The organism is Dermabacter sp. p3-SID358 (genome assembly GCF_025147465.1).
Taxonomy (GTDB): domain Bacteria; phylum Actinomycetota; class Actinomycetes; order Actinomycetales; family Dermabacteraceae; genus Dermabacter.
In genome coordinates this window covers 23,894-42,460 of record NZ_JALXOZ010000015.1, presented here as the reverse complement: position 1 = coordinate 42,460, position 18,567 = coordinate 23,894, and the positions used below count along the sequence as shown (strand labels likewise).

Sequence of the window (18,567 nt, the reverse complement as noted above, 5' to 3'; positions counted from 1 at the left end):
CCCCAGAGGCTCAGAATGGGAAACGTGAAAATCCTCGTTGTTGCCGAATCGTTCCTTCCGCACATGAATGGCGTTACCAACTCGGTACTCAGAGTCGTCGAGTGCTTCGCTCGCTCCGGCCACGAGGTGAGGATTGTCGCGCCGGGTGCCCCCGGCATTCCTGACGAATTGACGTTCGGCGCAGAGCGCGTCCCGGTTATCCCGGTGCTGTCGCTCCCCATGGTCGGGTATGGGCAGGTGCGCATGAGCGCGACCACGAACTACCGGATTCGCTCGATTATCGACGATTTCCAACCCGATGTTGTGCACCTTGCGTGCCCGGCGTTGCTCGGAAACGCCGCGTCAAAGGCCGCAGTCAAGCGTGGGATTCCCACCGTTGCGATCTACCAGACCGACCTTCCCGGCTACACGCGCAAGTACGGCGCGCCCGTTCTCGAGGAAGCAATGTGGATGTTCCTTCGCGATATCCACAACCGTTGCGAGATCAACCTCGCGCCGTCCTCGAGCACCCGCAACCAGATCGTCGAGCACGGCATCGAACGCGTGCAGATCTGGCGCCGCGGTGTCGATACTTCGCAGTTCTCGCCGAAACGCCGCAGCGAGGAACTTCGCAACCGCCTCGCCCCGAATGGGGAGAAGCTCGTTGTGTACGTTGGGCGCCTCGCCGCCGAAAAACAAGTTGACGACCTTGCGGTTCTTGAGTCGATGCCGAACGTTCGCCTCGTGATTGTGGGTGAGGGGCCGCTCGAGGCGCAGCTTCGATCAGCCATGCCAAGCGCGTATTTCGCTGGCTTCAAGAAGGGCGCCGAGCTTGCGGAGATTGTCGCCTCATGCGACCTCTTCGTGCACACGGGTGAGCTCGAGACGTTCTGCCAAACAATTCAGGAAGCTATGGCTTCCGGCCTTCCCGCGATCGCACCCCGCTCGGGTGGTCCTATCGATCTCATCGACCATTCGCGCACGGGCTGGCTGTACACGCCCGGTAAGCTTGATGAGCTTCGTGCGTACGTCGAAGATCTCCTCGGTGACGACACAAAACGCGAGCATTTCGCCGCTGCCGCGCAAGAATCGGTGCGCCAGCGCACCTGGCCCGTCCTCGCCGAGCAGCTCATTGGTTTCTATCGCGAGGCCGCTCGCCTCCACGCGGCCGACGCGCACGCGGCCTAGTCTCGACTGATCGTCAGGGGAGGCGGGCAGGAGGCGCCCCTTCGTTTCCGCTCACGTCTTTTTCGCCGGTGGCGATGCCCAAGAAAGCCGCGAGCAGGCGCAAGGCGGCGTCGGACCTTCCAGTCGTGCCTCGCCACCGCTCAATGTCCCGCGCAAACGAACCGACCTCCCGATCACTGGGCATGAGTGCGCTCGTCGTGGCCCACCTTGTTGCAATTTCGGGTGTGATCTCGGGATGGAACTGCACGCCCCACGCCTTTTCGCCCACGCGGAAGGCTTCGAGACGCCCTTCTGCATCGAGAGCGAGGGGCACGATAGGGTCGCCGCTGAGCGTTGCCGCGGGAAGTGCGGAAACTTCGTCCTGATGCCACTGGAAAGCGCGAAACGCTTTATCGGGGGTGTTGAGGCTGGCGCGCGTGAAGAGCGGGTCGGTAGCGGCGGCGGGCTCCGGGAAAACGTCGCATAGTCCGACGGCCGGTTTCGGTCGCCGCGTGATTTCGCTGCCCAGCGCGGCTCCGAGGAGTTCTTCGCCGAGGCAAATCCCAAAGAGCGGGAACTCCTTTTCCACAGCGTCGAGACACAGATTTCGGCTGGGCGCGAGCCAGTCGTAGCGGTCGTCCTGGAGAGGACCCGGACCGGCGCCGAGAATGATGAGGCCGCGCGAGGTCGACGCCATGCTTTCGACTGACGGGAGCTCCTCGCCTAGATACGGGCGCACACACGTGAGCGCAACTCCCGCTTCACTTGCGAGCGACGAGAGCATCCCCGGCGGGCAATCATCTTCGTGTTGAATGACCGTGAGCGCGGTGAGCGTATCTTTCTCCATGTCCCCGTTATACAGGAGGTAGCCCATGCATACCGTACTTGGAGGACCTTCGTCCATCGTTTAGACTATCCACGCAGCGGTATCTTCTGTAGCCGCTATCCGCAACAGAACACGATGGAGAAAAGCGTGACCCAGCACAACGACGCCGCGACAAGCAACGAAACCTCGCAGGGCAACAGCCTCGCCTTCTCGGGTATCGTCACCGCGGCCGTGTTCCTCCTCTTTGCTGGCGGTCTCTACGTTATGAGTCTCTACACCATCGCGCCGATCTGGTTCGTCGTTGGTCTCGCCATGTCGATCGTCGCGCTCTTCGTTGCATTCGACATTATCCCGCGCTTTTTCACGAAGTAATGTCGAAGTACTTTCACGAAAGGCCTCGGCACGCTCGCCGAGGCCTTTCGCTTCGCCAAAAATCGAGTTGACTACTTTTTGCCCTTCCTGTCGAGAGCGACGACGGCCTCGAGAGCCATGACAATCATCGAATCAAACGTCTCTTGACGCTCCTGCGCACTCGTCTCTTCACCGGTGAGGAGGTGATCGGAGATCGTGCACACGGACAGCGCCTTGCGGCCGAACTGCGCGGCGAGCGTGTAAAGAGCCGCGGTTTCCATTTCGACGCCGAGCACGCCGTAGTTCGCGAGAGTTTCCGTGATCGGCTTCGGGTTATAGAACTGGTCGGCTGAGAACAGCTCGCCGACGCGGTAGGGGAGGCCTTTCTCCTCTGCGGCCTCAACCATGAGGCGCATGAGCTCGAAATCGGCGGCGGGAGCGTACGTCACATCACCGAAGCGAGCGCGGTTCATTGCCGAATCGGTGCTCGCGGCGTTCGCGATCACGACGTCACGCACCTTCACCTCGGGTGCCATGCCGCCCGCGGTGCCTACGCGGATGATGGCCTGAACGTCGTAGTCGTTCATGAGTTCGTGCGCGTAGATCGCCATAGACGGCTGGCCCATGCCCGAACCCTGCACGCTCACGCGCACGCCCTTGTAGGTGCCCGTGTAGCCGAGCATGCCGCGAACCTCGTTGTAGAGTTTCGGGTCCTCGAGGAACGTCTCGGCGATCCACCTTGCACGATACGGGTCGCCGGGGAACAGAACATAGGGGGCGATTGAGCCCTCGGGGGCATTAATATGGGTAGACATGCCTTTAGCCTACGGTGTTTGGAGATGAGATGCCCGAGACATTTGTGCCCGACCGCGAGACGGTGCGTGCCCGATGGGCGGTCTCACTTGTCTTTTTTCTCAACGGCGTGAGTTTCTGTGCGATTCTCCCTCGCTACCCCGAGATCGTGCGCCAACTCGGTATCAGTAACACCGAACTCGGCCTTGCCGTGGGCCTCGGCCCGCTCGGTGGCCTTGCGTTCGGCCTTCTGGCCGCGCCGATCATGAAGAAAATCGGCTCGGGAAAGACAGCGCTCCTCTTTCAAATCCTCGCTTCGACCGCGCACCTGCTGATCTACGTCGCGCCAAGCTGGGGCTTCCTCGCTCTCGGTTTCGTGCTCGCGATGAGCTTTGACGCGATCACCGACATCGCGCAAAATGCTCACGGGATGCGCGTCGAGCGGCGCTATCGCCGCTCGATCATCAATAGCTTCCACGGCTTTTGGTCCCTCGGTGCTGTGCTCGGCGGCGTGATCGGCTCGCTCTGTGCGCAGTTCGAAGTGCCGCTCGCATGGCAGGGTTGGGGCGGCCTCATTCTCTTTGGTGCTATCGCGATTGCGAACTTCCCGTTCCTCCTCAAGGGGTCCGACACCTCCGAGCGCATCAAGGAAGTTTCTTCTCCAAGCGCATCCTCCGCAAACGAAGCGCCAGCGGACCTCATGGGAGAAACGAGCGGCGATACCCTCCTTGAAAGCACGCCAATTCATCGAGGAAAACTCGGAACCCTTGCGCTCCTCGGGGCACTCGGCATGATCCTCGTCTTCGCGGGCTCGACAGAGGACGCCGGAAGCACGTGGGGCGCTCTTTTCATGACGCACACCTTCCACGCCTCACCGTTTGTCGCTGGCCTGGCCTTCGTGGCGCTGCAGGGCGCCCAAATGATTGGCCGCTTCGTGGGCGACCCGATCGTTGATGCATGGGGTGACCGCAAAACCGCTCGAGTTGGCGCAGCGATATCGTTCGTGGGCATGTGTTTCATGCTCGTGTGGCCAAACGCCGTGACCGCAGTGATCGGTTTTGCTGCTGCCGGCTGGGGCGTTGCGACCCTGTTCCCGGCCGTATTTCGTGCGGGCGACAACATCGAAGAACTCGGCCACGGGGTGGGCATCACCGTGGTGGGCTGGTTTGCGCGCATCGGTTTCCTCGCGGCCCCGCCGATCGTCGGCTGGCTCGCGGATCTCTTCACGCTTCGCTACGCCCTCGCGCTCGTGCCCCTCTACGCGCTTGGGATTCTCCTCTTCTCGGGTGCCCTCGAGAACACGACGAAGGCCGATAAGCAGGCGAAACCCGCGGGAGCAGCGTAGGCCCGTCGAGCGTCGGAAGCCCTTCTGCTCACCTCAAACGAAGGCGCCGGTGTCACCCGCACCCTCGCGCAGAACGCGCGGCGCATCGTCCGTGAGATCAACGATGCTCGTGGGCTCCGTTCCCGTGACTTCGCCGTCGACAATCGCGGGGATGAGATGCCCGATGCGGTCCTCAACGACCCACGACTCAGTGAGCACGTCATCCTCACCAGGCATGATGAGACTTGAGCTCATGAGAGGTTCGCCGAGGGTCTCAACGATCGCGCGTGCGACCACGTGATCGGGAATGCGAGCACCGATTGTGTGCTTTTTCGGGTGGAGCATCCTGCGAGGAAGCTCCTTCGTGGCCGGCATGATGAACGTGTAGGGGCCGGGCGTATGCGCCTTCAGAAGGCGATAATTGGGGTTCGAAATCCGAACGTACGTTCCGAGCTGCGCGAACTCGCTGCACATCACCGTGAAGTGGTGGTCCTTGCCCGTGTGGCGGATCGTGCGGATCTGCTCTAGCGCCTCGTGCGCACCAATGCGGCAGCCGAGCGCGTACCCGGAATCAGTGGGATAGGCGATGAGCTCGCCGTCTTTGAGGCGCTCGACGACGTGGTCGAGGAGCCGCTGCTGCGGCGTGACGGGGTGGATTGGAATGAGGCGTGCCATTCCTCCATGTTAGTGCTCGGGTGAAGGTACAAGCGCAACGTACCCCTCGGCGTCGATCGACGCAAGCGAGGTCGTCATCACCCACCCGTCCGCACTCAGCACGGCAGTGGTTTCATCAGGTTTCTTCCAATATCCGTGGAAGACCTGCGGACCCTTAATCATGAGCCTTCCGACGGTACCCGGGCCCGCAACGCGTCGGCGGTCATTCACGTCGACTACCCGCACCTCGATTGACGGCAGCGGGGTTCCAACCGTGTGTTCACGGCCTTCGTCGGAAGTGCGGAGAAAAACGGCAACGCCCGCCTCAGCGCCGTCGTAACCGACGACGAGGGGCCACCCCAGGTCGCGCGCCCAGTCGCGAAGGCTTGGCGCATGGTCTCTGCTCACCGGGCTCAAGGCGAGACGAAGGACGGGGGCCTTGCCGGTAGTGCGTGCGTGTTCGGCGAGGAAGCGGAATACCTCGGTGTCGCCCGAGATGACCGAGGGAGGGTTTTTCTTGAGGGCACGCACGAGCGTCGCCCGGTCAAACCGAGGGAAGAGGATCGTGTGCCTGCCGTAAAAAAGACTCGTGGTGAGGGTATCGGCGATTCCGATAACCGAGTGGAGGGGCCAGAGCGCCCATCCGGTTTCGGTCCCCGCTGGAGCCGTTTCGAGGTATTCGAGGGACTGATGTGCGAGCGCCGTCAAGTTCCCGTGGGTGAGCATCGCTCCGTGCGAGCTTGCACGCGTGCGGCCCTCGTACACGAGGACCGCGAGATCGTTTGCGTTCGGATACGGGTAGTCGTCCGGGAGAGGCGGCGAGCCGAAAAGATCTTTGAGTTTCGCTCGTGTACCAAACGTGAGGGGGAGTTGTACTGGGCCTTTGGGCGGCGAGGCGACTCGCATAACGCCCTTGCCGCTCGCCTTTGCGATCTCGGCAAGCGCCCCGGTGAAGGTGAGACGCCGCGGGGCGTTCTTGGGAAGCTCTGGTGCCTGAACAGTGATGACAGTTTTTGGTCGTGCGTGAGCATCGAGGCCCGCGAGAGCGTTGAGGCGATATTCGGCGATGATTGCTGCGACCGGCGTGTAGTCGGCGAATTCGCGGCTCAGGCGCATCATGGGCTCGCGATCGGAATGCTGGACGGCAATCGCGCCGATTCGCAAAATAGCGTGAAAGGCGATGACAGCCTCGATACCCATGGGAAGGATGATCGCGACGCGATCGCCAGCCCGGATCCCCGAATCCAAAAGCCCCTGGGCGAGTGATCGTACACGGCGGCCGAGGAGACCGTAGGTCATGCGCGTGCCATTCATCTCGATTGCGGTGCGCGAATGAAAGTGGGCAATCGCGAAATCGAGCAGTTCGGAGGCATTGTCAGGCAAGGGCGGCGCGTAGACACGCAGAGCCGGATGAGGGGGTCGCGGCTGCGCCGTGGCCATGGGCGTCCTCCTTTCATGCTTACGGTGTTTCGGGTCGGGCGGGTTGAAGTGGCCCCGCTCTGCGTTCCACGTGTGCAGTCTAGGGAGCGAACCTGCACGTTGACCTCAGATGTCCCGAGCATTTCGTGTGCACACCGTATGGGTGTGCGAGAGTACATCCGTGAATGAGTGCAAGAATTCAGGTGGCGGAAGCGTTCGATTGGATACGTGGCTGCACGCTGTTCGATTGTTTAAGACTCGTTCGCTCGCTTCGAATGCAATCAAGGCTTCGCACGTTCGGGTCGACGGCGAGATTGTGAAACCGAGCTTTCGCTTGAGCGTGGGGAGCACGGTTGCGATTCGCCATCCCGGCTACTCGAATGAATACGTGGTCAAGAAGCTTCTCGCGAAGCGCGTAGGTGCGCCGCTCGCGCGCGAAGCCTACACCGATATTTCCGCCCCGCCGCCTCCGCAGCTGTTCGCTGCGCCGCCTCGTCGCGAGCGCGGAACGGGGCGACCCACGAAAAAAGAGCGCCGTGCTCTCGATCGTCTTCGCGGGCGCGAATCACAAAATGGCAGGTGGCGAGCCACTTTTGAAGAAGAGGAAAGTTGAGTGAAATAGACTCAACTTTGGTGGCGTTGCAAGAGATGTAAGCGTGGAAGCAAGAGAGGCTGGCAAGCGTCGGAACCCCGGACCCCCAATCCCTCCGCTCCACGCCCACCCACTTGAAAGGAGCGGAAAATATGCAGTTTTCCTTCACACAACGCTCGCGCGAAGCCGTCGAGGCGGCCACGCGAAAGGCGGAATCATTCCGCAATACCAACGTCACAGGCTTGCACCTGCTCTCGGCGCTACTCGAGCAGGAAGATTCGATCGCCACTGCTGTTCTTGACGACACGGGGGCGCACGTTGGCGCCCTGAAAGAGCGCGTAGATCAAGAAATCCAGCGCTTGCCCCGACTCACGGGAAGCACCGATCAAAAGCCCGTATTTCAAGGCGACGGATACGACTCTCTCGAAGCCGCAGGAAAGGAAGCCGGAGCCGGAATGGGTCAAGGTGCCTCCGGATACATCTCGACTGAGCACCTTCTCTACGGCATCGCCAAAGCCGCGAAAACACCCGGCGACATTCTTAAAGACTTCGGCGCGACCCCGAAAGCCATCCGCGCTTCCATCGCCAAACTCACCAAAGGAACAAGCATGAACAAAGAAAACCCCGAAGGTTCCTTCAAGAGCCTCGAAAAGTTCGGGGTCGACCTCACCGCTCGTGCGCGTGAGGGCAAGCTCGACCCTGTCATTGGTCGCGACAGCGAAATTCGCCGCGTCGTCCAGGTGCTCAGCCGCCGCACGAAGAACAACCCCGTGCTGATCGGAGAGCCCGGCGTTGGCAAGACCGCCGTCGTTGAGGGCCTCGCCCAGCGCATCGTCGAGGGCGACGTGCCCGAATCGCTTCGCGGGAAAACCCTCATCTCGCTCGACCTCTCCTCGATGGTTGCCGGGTCGAAATACCGCGGAGAGTTCGAAGAACGACTGAAGAGCGTTCTCGACGAAATCCGTGACTCCAACGGCAACGTCATTACCTTCATTGACGAGCTTCACACGGTTGTTGGAGCAGGCGGCACAGGTGAAGGGTCCATGGACGCGGGCAACATGCTCAAACCTATGCTCGCGCGCGGTGAACTGCGCATGGTCGGCGCCACGACCCTCGACGAATACCGCGAACGCATCGAAAAGGATCCGGCGCTCGAGCGTCGTTTCCAGCAGGTCTTCGTGGGCGAGCCGAGCGTCGAAGATACGATCACGATTCTGCGTGGCCTCAAAGACAAGTACGAGGCTCACCACAAGGTGACGATTTCCGACTCCGCGCTCGTTGCCGCCGCATCGCTCTCGGATCGCTACATCAACAATCGTCAGCTTCCCGATAAGGCGATTGATCTCATCGATGAAGCTGCCTCGAGGCTGCGCATGGAACTCGACTCTTCGCCGGTTGAGCTCGACGTGCTGCGCCGCCAGGTTGACCGTCTCAAGATGGAAGAGCTCGCCCTCAAGGGATCGGACGATCCGGGATCGCTCGCGCAGCTTGCAAGTGTTCGCGAGCACCTGGCCGAGCGTACCGAAGAGATGAACGAGCTTTCCGCGCGTTGGGAGCGCGAGAAGTCTGGTCTCAACGAGGTCGGTGAGCTCAAGGCCAAGCTCGAGGACCTGCGCATGCAGGCCGATCGCGCGCAACGCGAAGGCGACCTGAGCCGCGCCTCGAAGATCCTCTATGGCGATATTCCCGAGCTCAAGAAGAAACTCGTCGACCTCGAGCACGGCGAAAGCGCTGCGGATTCCGCGAGCGAAGCGGAACAAAAGCCGCTCGTCGCCGACAAGGTCGGTCCCGACGATATTGCCGGTGTTGTCTCGGCGTGGACGGGTATTCCCGCCGGTCGCCTCCTCAAGTCCGAGACGCAAAAGCTTCTCGACATGGAGGAGATTATCGGCAAGCGACTCATTGGCCAGCACCAGGCCGTGACCGAGGTCGCTGATGCGGTGCGCCGTTCACGCGCGGGTATCTCCGATCCGAACCGGCCCACCGGCTCGTTCCTCTTCCTCGGTCCCACGGGCGTGGGCAAGACGGAACTCGCGAAGTCGCTCGCCGAGTTCCTCTTCGACGATGAGCGTGCCATGGTTCGCATCGACATGTCCGAGTACGGCGAGAAGCACACTGTGTCTCGTCTCGTCGGTGCACCCCCTGGGTACGTCGGGTACGAAGAGGGTGGGCAGCTCACCGAGCAGGTCCGACGGCGCCCCTACACCGTCGTGCTTCTAGACGAAATCGAGAAGGCCCACCCGGATGTCTTCGACATTCTTCTCCAGGTCCTCGACGACGGTCGCCTCACCGATGGGCAGGGCCGCACGGTCGACTTCAGGAACACGATTCTGATATTGACCTCCAACCTCGGCGCCCACTTCCTTCAGGATGACAACCTCGATGACGGCGCGAAGCGCGACGCGGTCATGAACGCCGTGCGCGCTGCCTTCAAGCCGGAGTTCCTCAACCGCCTCGACGACATCGTGCTGTTCGATTCGCTCGGCCGCGAAGAGCTGCGCCATATCGTCGACCTCCAGGTCGCTTCGCTCGCGGCGCGCCTCAAGGATCGCCGCATTGCGCTCGATGTGAGCGATGCCGCCGAGGAGTGGCTCGCCGAGCGCGGCTTTGACCCGGCCTATGGTGCGCGTCCGCTCAAGAGACTCGTGCAGAAGGAGATCGGCGATGCGCTCGCGCGCCTCATTCTCACGGGTGAGGTTGTGGACGATCAGACGGTCAGGGTCGACGTGGAACAAGAGGAGGGCGGTTCCACCCGCCTCGCGCTCCACTGAATTCCATAGAGGTTATGGGGGTATGCGGGCCGTAAACCCTTGGATTGCATAGGGGTTGTGGGGGATTATTACGCTCCCCCGGCCCGATTACGCTGCCTGGCGTCGGAATGCTTCGCGAACCTTCACTACGAGGGGCCAATCGCGAGGATCCGGCGCCAGCGCATATGGTGAGGATTTGAAGTTGACGCGATTGAATTGCGGCATTCCCGGCGCATCCACCCGAAACTTCATTGGAAACTCCTCGCACCAACCGACGTTGGGGAGATCATCCTTGTAAATTGGGACAACCTCCCAACCCTCGTTACGAAGGGCGCTCGCGTGGTAGTGGTCGCGCTGCGCTTTCTCCGCTTCCTCGTGTGAGCTGCCCTGATACTCCACAACTATCTTCTGTGAAGGATAAACGAGATCTCGATCAGGGATGACACGCCCTCCGGAAAGGAGGATCGGTTTGTTCAGCTGCGGCTCGGGCAAGCCCGCCTCGACGAGAAGAAGTCGGCATAAGGTCTCTTGTGGCGAATCGGAGCCCACGCGAATGTTGTCAAGCGCCCAGCGTGTGTTGGTAGAGCCGTCAATTCTTGGATAACTCTCGCGCGCGTTTTTGAGGGCGGCAATCGTGCAATAGGGCTCACTACGTCCCTCGTAAATCTGGCGCGGTTGGCGCACGAGGTAATCGCCCACGGCGACAAGCTCAAACTGATTGAGTACAGTCGCAAGATCGAGAAACGTTCTTTCTCGCGACATCACTGGGAGAGGCTTTTTCCAAAGCTGTGCCGTGGAAGGGCGCCACAGCCTTCCGACGCCTGCTGCGCTTCCGCCGGTGCCAAATCCCGTAAGAATTTTCGCGAGCTCCACATTGACGACATCGCCACTCGCCAAGGGATGTTGCCGCCATTCGGCACATGGCTGAGTGGGGGAGCGGTGATAACTGGGGTATACGAAATCGGGGAATCCGCTGGACTTTTCGGGTGCACACCCGTGGTGGCTAAGAAGAGTCAAAGCACCGAGGAGATGGGAGCATGTTCGCGCCAGGAATCTCAACGGTACGGGCATTCCCCAGAAGAGCGCCGCCGAGATTTGAGAAAGGGCGGCTCTCGGGCATGCGTGAGTCACGATGCGCGCGTAGTCCCAGCTTGTGGGCGAGTGAGCCGTCGGAGCGTAGATTCCCCGGTGGAGCTTCTGGTAGTTCGGACCGCGAAGCTGATCTCTCGTGACTCCCTGTGCGTAAGCCTCTTGCGACGTGAATGCTGTGTGCTCGAGAGCAGCTGGTATGGGAGTTCGGATGCGTGCCATGGCTTGAATGCTATGGGCGCAGTGGTGGCGTTGGGCGTGGTCGAGGTGGCGTGGGGAAACCTCAAAATGTTGAGCGGGAACCGCGCTGAATGCTCGTGCGGAGGAATGTGGGTTCAGCCCTTATGGCGAGCATGAAAGTCGTGAGGGCTGGGCCGGGACGTGGTTCCTACGGCCCAAACCCCCACAACGTCTATGCAATCCGGTTAGGAGAGGACGAGGTTCACGAGCTTTGGCTCGCGCACGATCACCTTTCGCACCTCGTGGCCCTCTATGAGCTGTTGCACGCGTTCCTCCGCAAACACTGCTTTCTCAAGGTCCTCCGCCGAGATGTCCGGGTCGACCTCGATGCGGTGGCGCACCTTCCCCTTGACCTGGATGACGCACGTCACCGTATCGGCAACAAGGTACTCGGGATCCGCGACGGGGTAGGAGGCGCGAGCGAGGGAGACCTCGTGGCCGAGCTTGGCCCACAGTTCCTCGGCGAGGTGCGGGGCAAACGGCGACACCATGAGCACGAGTGCCTCAACCGCAGTGCGGGGCGCACCGCCGCCATCGCCCGCGACCTTCGTGAGGTGGTTGACGAGCTCGATGAGGCGCGCGATAGCGGTATTGAAGCGCATGTGCTCCATGTCGGCGCTCACGGCGTCGATGGTCTTGTGCACCGCGCGCAGGGTTTCCACGCTCGGCTCCGCATCGCTCGCGATGCACTCGCCGGTCTCTTCTGAGACAACAAGGCGCCACAGGCGTTGGAGGAAGCGCTGCGAGCCCACGACGTCGCGCGTGTTCCACGGACGCGAGAGGTCCAGGGGGCCCATCGACATTTCGTAGACGCGGAACGTGTCGGCGCCGAATTCGTCGTACATGTCGTCGGGCGTCACGATGTTGCGAAGCGACTTGCCCATCTTGCCGTATTCCTGCGTGACGGGCTTGCCTTCGTAGGTGAAGGTGCCGTCGGCCTCTTCAACCACCTCGGCCGCGTTCACGTACACCCCGCGCTCGTCGCGGTAGGCGTAGGCCTGCACGTACCCCTGATTAAACAGCGTGTGGAACGGCTCTGCGCTCGCGAGGTAACCGCGGTCGAAGAGGACTTTGTGCCAGAAGCGCGCGTAGAGCAGGTGCAAAACAGCGTGCTCTACGCCGCCCACGTACAAATCGACGCCACCGGTGGGCGCACCTTCGCGCGGTCCCATCCAATACTGTTCGTTTTCGGGTGCGGTGATCTGCTCGCTATTCGTGGGGTCGGTATAGCGGATCTCGTACCACGAGGAGCCGGCCCACTGGGGCATGACGTTCATTTCGCGGCGGTAGCGCTTCACGCCTTCGCCGAGATCAAGCTCAACCCAGGCCCAGTCGTCGGCGCGCGAGAGAGGCGTCTGCGGTTCGGTGTCGGCATCGTCCGGATCGAAGGTCTTCGGAGAGAAGTCATCCAACTCGGGCAGTTGCACCGGAAGCTGATCGGCCGGGAGCGCGATCGGGGTGTCCGGCGCGTCCTCCGCATACACGATCGGGAACGGCTCGCCCCAGTAGCGTTGGCGGCTGAAAAGCCAGTCGCGAAGGCGGTAGGTGGTCTTCGCGTGGCCGAAGCCCTTCTTTTCGGCGAACTCGGTCGCGGCGGCGATTGCCTCGGCTTTGTTCATGCCGTTGAGGTTGAGCTCCTCGCTTCGCGAGTTAATCTTCTTGCCGTCGCCCACGTACGCCTGGCCTTCTTCGAAGTCGGCCGGTGGCTGAACGGTACGAATGATCGGAAGGTCGAACGCGGCCGCGAAGTCGTAGTCGCGCTCGTCTTCGGCGGGAACGGCCATGATCGCGCCCGTGCCGTAGCCCATGAGCACGTAGTCGGCAGTGAACACGGGAATTGCACGCCCGTCCATGGGGTTCACGGCGTAAAGGCCCGTGAACACGCCCGTCTTTTCGCGAGAATCGGCGGTGCGCTCGCCCTCGTCAAGAGCGGCGGCGCGCTCCTGGTAGGCGGTGACGGCCTCGCGCGGGGTCGACGCGCCGCCAGTCCAAGAATCCTTCGTGCCTTCGGGCCACGCTTCGGGAAGGACGGTTACATCGGCGAGCAATGGGTGCTCGGGCGAGAGCACCGTGAAGGTCGCACCGAACAGCGTGTCCACGCGCGTGGTGAACACATCAAATGTGGCATCGGCGAGGGCTGAGGAGGCGTCGGACTCGAGCGTGAACGTGACCTCTGCACCGCGCGAACGGCCGATCCAGTTGCGCTGCATGGACTTGACAGATTCCGGCCAGTCGACGGTCTCGAGATCCTCGAGGAGACGATCCGCGTACGCGGTGATGCGCAGGTTCCACTGGCGGAGGCGGCGCTTGAACACGGGGAAGTCGCCGCGTTCGGAGCGCCCTTCGACCGTGACTTCCTCGTTTGCGAGCACGGTGCCGAGGCCCGGGCACCAGTTCACGGGCGTGTCGCTCACGTAGGCGAGGCGGAAGCAGTCAACGAGCTCCGTCATTTCCTCGGGCGTGTACTGGATGAGGAAGTCGAAGGGAGTGTCGTGCTCGGGATTCCAGTGCTCGTGATCCGGCTTGCGGTCGTACCACATCTGCGGGATGTCGATGCCCTGCTGCTCGGCGAGGGCGTACGGGTCGACGTCGCGATCCTGGATCGCACCCTTGAGTTCCGAAATGGGCCGTGCAGAGCCGCGTGTGCCGTCAGCCTTCACGAAGTTCGGGTCGTACCACGAGTCGAACAGCCGGAGGAATACCCACTGGGTCCACTTGACGAAGTCGAGATCGGTCGTGCGAAGCGAGCGGCGCGAGTCGTGCGAGAGGCCGAGGCGGAAGAGCTGGCGGGCCATGTTCGCGACGTTTTCGTCGGTCGTGACGCGCGGGTGGGTGCCGGTTTGAATCGCGTACTGCTCCGCGGGCAGGCCGAAGGCGTCGTAGCCCATCGTGTACAGGACGTTCTTGCCGAGCATGCGGTTGTGGCGCGCAACGGCGTCGGTCGCGATGTAGCCGAGCGGGTGGCCCACATGCAGTCCCTTGCCCGAGGGATAGGGGAACATGTCCATGATGAACATCTTCTCGCCGAGCTCTTCGGCGCTGCGTCCGTCAGACAACTCGCCCACGGGGTTGACGGCGTTGAACGTGCCCTGTTCGAGCCATAGCTTTTGCCATTTCTGCTCGATCTGTCCCGCGAGTTCAGCGGTGTAGCGGTATGGGGCCTCAGCCATCGTGTCCCTTTCCTCGAATCGGTTTCGTGCGCGGCGGTTCTCGAGCGCGCATTCACTGCCACCAGTCTACGTGCTGCGCCTTTATCGCGCGTGGGGTGAGTCCGACGCTTGCGGGGCCTTGATCGTTCCCGCATTCTATGGACCGCATTCAGCCCGTAGGATGGGACGCATGGCGATTCATTTAAGCGAGTATTCCGAGTCCTGGGTTGGCGATTTCATGGGGATCGCGACGGCGCTCGTGGACGCACTCGACGGCCATGGCGGCCAAGGCATCGAGCACATCGGTGCGACCTCGGTTCCGGGCATGGTGGCCCGGCCCATGATCGATATTGCGGTCATCGCGGCGCCCCTCGCGCTTGATGAGGCATGCGAGGCGCTCGGCCCGCTCGGCTACGTCGCTGGCGGTCAAAACCAGGAGGGGGAGGACTACCGAAAACTCAACACTCCCACCTCGGGTGCGCTTCACTCTCTTACGGTGTTCGACGAGGAATCTCCGCTTCTGCACGCGAGTATCGCTGCGCGCCAGGTCCTCATGAACAGTCCCGAGCTCGTCGCGGAGTTCTCTGGCTACAAGCGGGGACTTGCGTTTACGGGCGCGATCGGCGTGGAGGAGTACCGCACCGCGAAGGCTCCGATGTTCCAGAAGATCTTGCGCGAGGCGGGCATGGACGAAGATGCCCTCGCGGCTCTCACCGCGAATTTCTAGGCGCCTTTTACGAGGCGCTCGGCGAGGCGCGGCATCGCGCGCTCGAGAACATCGAGAGTTTTGTCGAAGTCTTCGGCCCCGCCGTACCACGGGTCGGGCAGGGGAGCGCCGGCTTCCGATTCGGGGTCGAAATCTGTCATGAGGGCGAGCTGGTCCTCCCGTGCACCGAGAGCACGCAGTCGGTCGAGGTGAAAATCCTCGGCAGCCACGAAAAGATCGGTGTTCTCGATATCGGTGGGGTTCACCTGGCGGGCCGCGTGGCCGCTCGCGTCGTAGCCCTGAGCCTTGAGCACGCGGGCCGCGCGCGGATCCATGGGGTTGCCGACCTCCTCGCTGCTCACGCCCACGGAATTGACGGTGATGTTTTCGCCGCCTTCGAGGGAAGCGAGTGAGGAGCGAAGGATGCGTTCGGCCATCGGGGAACGGCAAATGTTGCCCCAACATACGGTAGTAATCAGCATGTATCGACCCTAACGCAGATCGCTTTTTACGCCCCGAAAAGGGAGGCGATCACCATGAGCGCGATCATCGTGCCCACCGACGTGAAGAGCGCGATATCGCGTGTCATTTCCTCGCCGACCTCGTAGCGCGCGGCTGCGACGTAGACGTTCTGCGCTGTGGGAAGCGCGGCGAGAACGACTGCCGCGTAGAGCTCAATGCCCGCGAGCCCAAACGCGAAGCGCGCGAGGGCCCAGGCGATAAGTGGCATGGCGAGAAGTTTGAGCGCGGTCGCAAGGAGAATGTCCGCGCGATGCCCCGCTTCTTTCGAGAACGGCCTCGAGGCGGTGAGCGACATTCCGAAGGCGAGGAGCATGCCCGGAATCGAGATGCCCGCAATGACGTCGATCGGCTCGGTGACGAATGCGGGAAGATGAAGGTTGAAGCCGAGAACGGCAAGCCCAGCGGCGGACGCGATGATCATGGGGTTGGCAACGATCGTTTTCGCGAGCGCGCGCAAGCTCGGGCGCTGACCCGAGACAGCCGAGTGGAGAACCGACTGGAAGAGGGGCGTGAACACCGCCATTTGCCAAAGAGCCACGGGAAGGGCAAGCGCGACGTCGCCGAGGACATACGCGGCGATGGGGAATCCCATGTTGGCGCTGTTGACCATCGACGCCGAGACCGAAGAGATCACGGTGTGGGGGAGATCCCGCTTGAGAAACACATGCGAAAGGACGGCGGCGAGCGCGGTGGTGAGGAGTCCGGCGAGCGCCGCGACGGCGAAGTTCGCCGAAACCACGAGGCCGAGGTCGCTGTCGATGAGCGACACAAATACGAGGCACGGGCCCGCGATGAAGTAGGTGAGGCGGTTGAGCACGAAGCGGCCATGAGGCCCCATAAGGTTGCTCCATCCCGCGAACGCGCCCACGGCGACGATCACGGCGATCACGAAGAAGCCGCTCACGACTCCCGCCACGGCAGCTACCTCGAAGAAATCTGGTCAGTAGCGCCTGGAACAGCCTCGGCAGGGTCGTTGCCGAGCGCGACGATACGGTTCTTCTCATCGACGTGGACGATGCGCGGTGTATGGCGTGCGGCTTCCTCCGGCGTGAACTGCCCGTAGGCGATAAGGATCACGAGGTCGCCGGGATGCACGAGATGGGCCGCGGCGCCGTTGATTTTGATGTCGCCACTTCCTGCCTCTCCGCGGATCACGTAAGTCTCGAGGCGAGCACCGTTCGTGACATCGACGATCGCGACGAGCTCGTTCTCAAGGAGGCCCGCGGCATCGAGGAGATCGGCATCGACCGTCACCGATCCCACGTAGTGCAGATCGGCTTGCGTGACGGTGGCACGGTGAATCTTTGAGGTCATGAGTGTTCGCAGCACGATTCTCAAGTATTCCATCTCGCACGCGCGCCCGGGAGGGCTGCTCGACGTGAGTTTGCGAACGAAGAGAGCGCGCATCTCTTCACCTTCCGAGCCTCCCTCACGGATAATTGAAGCGTTTACCGCCCATGTGGGCTCGGCGCCACTGCGCCTACGAGAAACACCGGACCGCGCGAAGTCGCGAAGAAAGGGGCCATGTCTATGCCCAAATCACGCAGGACCCACAAGGCAGAACGCTTCGATGCAATGGCGCTTCCCGAAGAACTTGTGCAGGAGCTAGAAGTCCAGGGCTTCGAGCGCGCCTTCGAGATTCAGGAGGCGATCCTCCCAGACGCGCTCGCGGGACGCGACGTTCTTGCCCGCGCCGAAACCGGGTCGGGCAAAACCCTCGCGTTCGCCCTCTCGATGTGCGCACGTTTCCGTCACCGCAGCTCTCATAGGCGTCGCCCGCTCGGCATGGTGCTCGTCCCCACGCGTGAGCTTGCCGTTCAGGTCGTGGATACGATCCATCCCTTCGCGCGCGCCGTGGGCATTAAGGCACAGCTCGTTTCGGGCGGCATGAACATCGACAAGCAGGCCGATGCTCTTCGCCGCGGCGTCGAGATCATCGTGGCGACGCCCGGTCGCGTCGTGGACCTCGCCCAGCGCGGCGATCTCTTCCTCGACCGCATCGAAACGACCGTGATCGATGAGGCCGACCACATGGCAGATCTTGGCTTCCTCCCCGTCGTGACCGAGATCCTCGCCCATGTCGAGATGGGAACGCAAAAGATGCTGTTCTCAGCGACGCTCGATGAGCAGGTCGATGCGATCACCGATCGTTTCCTCGTGGATCCCGTGACGCACGAGACCACTCCGGTTGCCGCCGCGGTGCAAAATATGCGCCACGTTGTGTACGCCATCAACCCCAAAAAGAAGCGCCAGATCACCGCGCAGATCGCCGCGCGCGACGGTCGCACGCTCCTTTTTACACGCACGCAACTGGGAGCCGAACGCGTTGCTCGAGAGCTCATCGAGGTGGGCGTTCCTGCCGCGGCGCTTCACGGCAATAAGCAGCAGGGGCTCCGTACGAACGTGCTCGCCGGTTTCCGCCAGGGAGCCTTCGACGTGCTCGTCGCGACCGACGTTGCCGCACGCGGCATCCACATCGACGACGTCTCGCTCGTTCTCCATGTCGACCCCTCCGATGACGCCAAGGAATACGTTCACCGCTCGGGTCGCACCGCGCGCGCCGGCGCCTCCGGCGTTGTCGTCACCCTCGCCCTTCCCCACCAAGAGAACAAGACGCGCCAGGTGATGGAAGCCGCAAAGGTCGAACCCGAGTGGAACGAGGTGAACTCCGAGGTTGATGAGGTGATCCGGTATGTCGGAGGAAGGACACCGAGGGGAACCCCCGCGAAGGACCCTCAGCTCGTCAAATACAAGGGTGCGCCCCGTAAGCTCGATATCACCCGGATGCGCGGGGCGAACTCTCGAAACGCCGCCGAGAGGCGAGAGAACGAAAAGCGCCGCGCAATCTACGACGAGCACGAAGGGGCATCGCCCTCGCGCACGTCGGGCCCGGGTAAAGGACGCCGCACGGGTGGGAAAACACGAAGGGCCGACGCTCGCAAGGCACGCGGCGCTTCGTCCAATCGCACGCGTGGCCAGCGCCGGTCTCGCTAGAGCCCCACACAGA

General features: G+C 62.3%; 16 protein-coding genes. 7 read left to right on the top strand and 9 right to left on the bottom strand.

The window, feature by feature from the left end; genetic code table 11:
* The first annotated feature begins 15 nt into the window (after positions 1-15).
* Positions 16-1,167 (top strand): glycosyltransferase family 4 protein, encoded by a 1,152-nt coding sequence (locus tag M3B90_RS07720; RefSeq protein WP_396122482.1) that lies wholly within the window; start codon positions 16-18, stop codon positions 1,165-1,167.
* A 13-nt stretch (positions 1,168-1,180) separates the two neighbouring features.
* Here the strand turns inward: M3B90_RS07720 and M3B90_RS07715 are convergent, their stop codons facing one another.
* Positions 1,181-2,050 carry a type 1 glutamine amidotransferase gene (locus M3B90_RS07715; RefSeq protein ID WP_259889588.1) on the bottom strand — a complete coding sequence of 290 codons (870 nt, stop codon included), beginning with the start codon at positions 2,048-2,050 and terminating at the stop codon, positions 1,181-1,183.
* A 69-nt stretch (positions 2,051-2,119) separates the two neighbouring features.
* Between M3B90_RS07715 and M3B90_RS07710 the strand changes: the two genes are divergently transcribed.
* Entirely contained in the window at positions 2,120-2,344 is a 225-nt protein-coding gene (locus M3B90_RS07710; protein ID WP_259889585.1) for a hypothetical protein, read from the top strand.
* Positions 2,345-2,415: 71 nt separating this feature from the next.
* Here the strand turns inward: M3B90_RS07710 and deoD are convergent, their stop codons facing one another.
* Positions 2,416-3,138: a purine-nucleoside phosphorylase gene (gene deoD, locus M3B90_RS07705; protein ID WP_259889582.1), complete on the bottom strand. Its 723-nt coding sequence runs from the start codon at positions 3,136-3,138 to the stop codon at positions 2,416-2,418.
* 29 nt (positions 3,139-3,167) lie between these two features.
* On the opposite strand from deoD, the gene M3B90_RS07700 reads away from it, so the two are divergent.
* Positions 3,168-4,460 carry an MFS transporter gene (locus tag M3B90_RS07700; protein ID WP_259889579.1) on the top strand — a complete coding sequence of 431 codons (1,293 nt, stop codon included), beginning with the start codon at positions 3,168-3,170 and terminating at the stop codon, positions 4,458-4,460.
* A gap of 33 nt (positions 4,461-4,493) precedes the next feature.
* Here the strand turns inward: M3B90_RS07700 and M3B90_RS07695 are convergent, their stop codons facing one another.
* Together M3B90_RS07695 and M3B90_RS07690 are read right to left on the bottom strand one after the other, a co-directional pair.
* Positions 4,494-5,114 (bottom strand): L-threonylcarbamoyladenylate synthase, encoded by a 621-nt coding sequence (locus M3B90_RS07695; RefSeq protein ID WP_259889577.1) that lies wholly within the window; start codon positions 5,112-5,114, stop codon positions 4,494-4,496.
* Between the two features lie 9 nt (positions 5,115-5,123).
* A complete protein-coding gene (locus tag M3B90_RS07690) occupies positions 5,124-6,533 on the bottom strand; it encodes an AMP-binding protein (RefSeq protein WP_259889575.1) in 1,410 nt (469 codons plus the stop codon).
* 142 nt (positions 6,534-6,675) lie between these two features.
* Here M3B90_RS07690 and M3B90_RS07685 point away from each other — a divergent pair, with 142 nt between their 5' ends.
* Together M3B90_RS07685 and clpB are read left to right on the top strand one after the other, a co-directional pair.
* Positions 6,676-7,125 (top strand): RNA-binding S4 domain-containing protein, encoded by a 450-nt coding sequence (locus M3B90_RS07685; RefSeq protein ID WP_396122485.1) that lies wholly within the window; start codon positions 6,676-6,678, stop codon positions 7,123-7,125.
* A 131-nt stretch (positions 7,126-7,256) separates the two neighbouring features.
* Positions 7,257-9,875, top strand: a complete 2,619-nt coding sequence (gene clpB / locus M3B90_RS07680; RefSeq protein WP_259889571.1) for an ATP-dependent chaperone ClpB — start codon at positions 7,257-7,259, stop codon at positions 9,873-9,875.
* Between the two features lie 87 nt (positions 9,876-9,962).
* Here the strand turns inward: clpB and M3B90_RS07675 are convergent, their stop codons facing one another.
* Together M3B90_RS07675 and leuS are read right to left on the bottom strand one after the other, a co-directional pair.
* Positions 9,963-10,751, bottom strand: coding sequence for a hypothetical protein (locus M3B90_RS07675; RefSeq protein ID WP_259889568.1), 789 nt, complete (start codon positions 10,749-10,751; stop codon positions 9,963-9,965).
* Between the two features lie 617 nt (positions 10,752-11,368).
* Positions 11,369-14,353: a leucine--tRNA ligase gene (gene leuS, locus M3B90_RS07670; protein ID WP_259889566.1), complete on the bottom strand. Its 2,985-nt coding sequence runs from the start codon at positions 14,351-14,353 to the stop codon at positions 11,369-11,371.
* Between the two features lie 169 nt (positions 14,354-14,522).
* Here leuS and M3B90_RS07665 point away from each other — a divergent pair, with 169 nt between their 5' ends.
* Positions 14,523-15,059 (top strand): GrpB family protein, encoded by a 537-nt coding sequence (locus M3B90_RS07665; protein WP_259889564.1) that lies wholly within the window; start codon positions 14,523-14,525, stop codon positions 15,057-15,059.
* Here M3B90_RS07665 and M3B90_RS07660 read toward each other — a convergent pair.
* The 3 genes from M3B90_RS07660 to panD are packed head-to-tail and all read right to left on the bottom strand — an operon-like array spanning position 15,056 to position 16,889.
* Positions 15,056-15,520 carry a low molecular weight protein-tyrosine-phosphatase gene (locus M3B90_RS07660; RefSeq protein WP_259889562.1) on the bottom strand — a complete coding sequence of 155 codons (465 nt, stop codon included), beginning with the start codon at positions 15,518-15,520 and terminating at the stop codon, positions 15,056-15,058. The genes M3B90_RS07665 and M3B90_RS07660 overlap by 4 nt on opposite strands.
* 26 nt (positions 15,521-15,546) lie before the next feature.
* A complete protein-coding gene (locus tag M3B90_RS07655) occupies positions 15,547-16,476 on the bottom strand; it encodes an AEC family transporter (RefSeq protein WP_259889561.1) in 930 nt (309 codons plus the stop codon).
* A 5-nt stretch (positions 16,477-16,481) separates the two neighbouring features.
* Positions 16,482-16,889, bottom strand: a complete 408-nt coding sequence (gene panD, locus M3B90_RS07650; RefSeq protein WP_259889614.1) for an aspartate 1-decarboxylase — start codon at positions 16,887-16,889, stop codon at positions 16,482-16,484.
* Between the two features lie 195 nt (positions 16,890-17,084).
* Here panD and M3B90_RS07645 point away from each other — a divergent pair, with 195 nt between their 5' ends.
* Positions 17,085-18,554: a DEAD/DEAH box helicase gene (locus M3B90_RS07645; protein WP_259889560.1), complete on the top strand. Its 1,470-nt coding sequence runs from the start codon at positions 17,085-17,087 to the stop codon at positions 18,552-18,554.
* Positions 18,555-18,567: the final 13 nt, after the last annotated feature.

Excerpts from the sequence above, each read along its gene's own strand:
- M3B90_RS07720 (WP_396122482.1), top strand. The coding sequence starts at position 16 with ATGGGAAACGTGAAAATCCTCGTTGTTGCCGAATCGTTCCTTCCGCAC.
- M3B90_RS07715 (WP_259889588.1), bottom strand. The coding sequence starts at position 2,050 with ATGGACGAAGGTCCTCCAAGTACGGTATGCATGGGCTACCTCCTGTAT.
- deoD (WP_259889582.1), bottom strand. The coding sequence starts at position 3,138 with ATGTCTACCCATATTAATGCCCCCGAGGGCTCAATCGCCCCCTATGTT.
- M3B90_RS07700 (WP_259889579.1), top strand. The coding sequence starts at position 3,168 with ATGCCCGAGACATTTGTGCCCGACCGCGAGACGGTGCGTGCCCGATGG.
- M3B90_RS07695 (WP_259889577.1), bottom strand. The coding sequence starts at position 5,114 with ATGGCACGCCTCATTCCAATCCACCCCGTCACGCCGCAGCAGCGGCTC.
- M3B90_RS07690 (WP_259889575.1), bottom strand. The coding sequence starts at position 6,533 with ATGGCCACGGCGCAGCCGCGACCCCCTCATCCGGCTCTGCGTGTCTAC.
- clpB (WP_259889571.1), top strand. The coding sequence starts at position 7,257 with ATGCAGTTTTCCTTCACACAACGCTCGCGCGAAGCCGTCGAGGCGGCC.
- leuS (WP_259889566.1), bottom strand. The coding sequence starts at position 14,353 with ATGGCTGAGGCCCCATACCGCTACACCGCTGAACTCGCGGGACAGATC.
- M3B90_RS07665 (WP_259889564.1), top strand. The coding sequence starts at position 14,523 with ATGGCGATTCATTTAAGCGAGTATTCCGAGTCCTGGGTTGGCGATTTC.
- M3B90_RS07660 (WP_259889562.1), bottom strand. The coding sequence starts at position 15,520 with ATGCTGATTACTACCGTATGTTGGGGCAACATTTGCCGTTCCCCGATG.
- M3B90_RS07645 (WP_259889560.1), top strand. The coding sequence starts at position 17,085 with ATGTCTATGCCCAAATCACGCAGGACCCACAAGGCAGAACGCTTCGAT.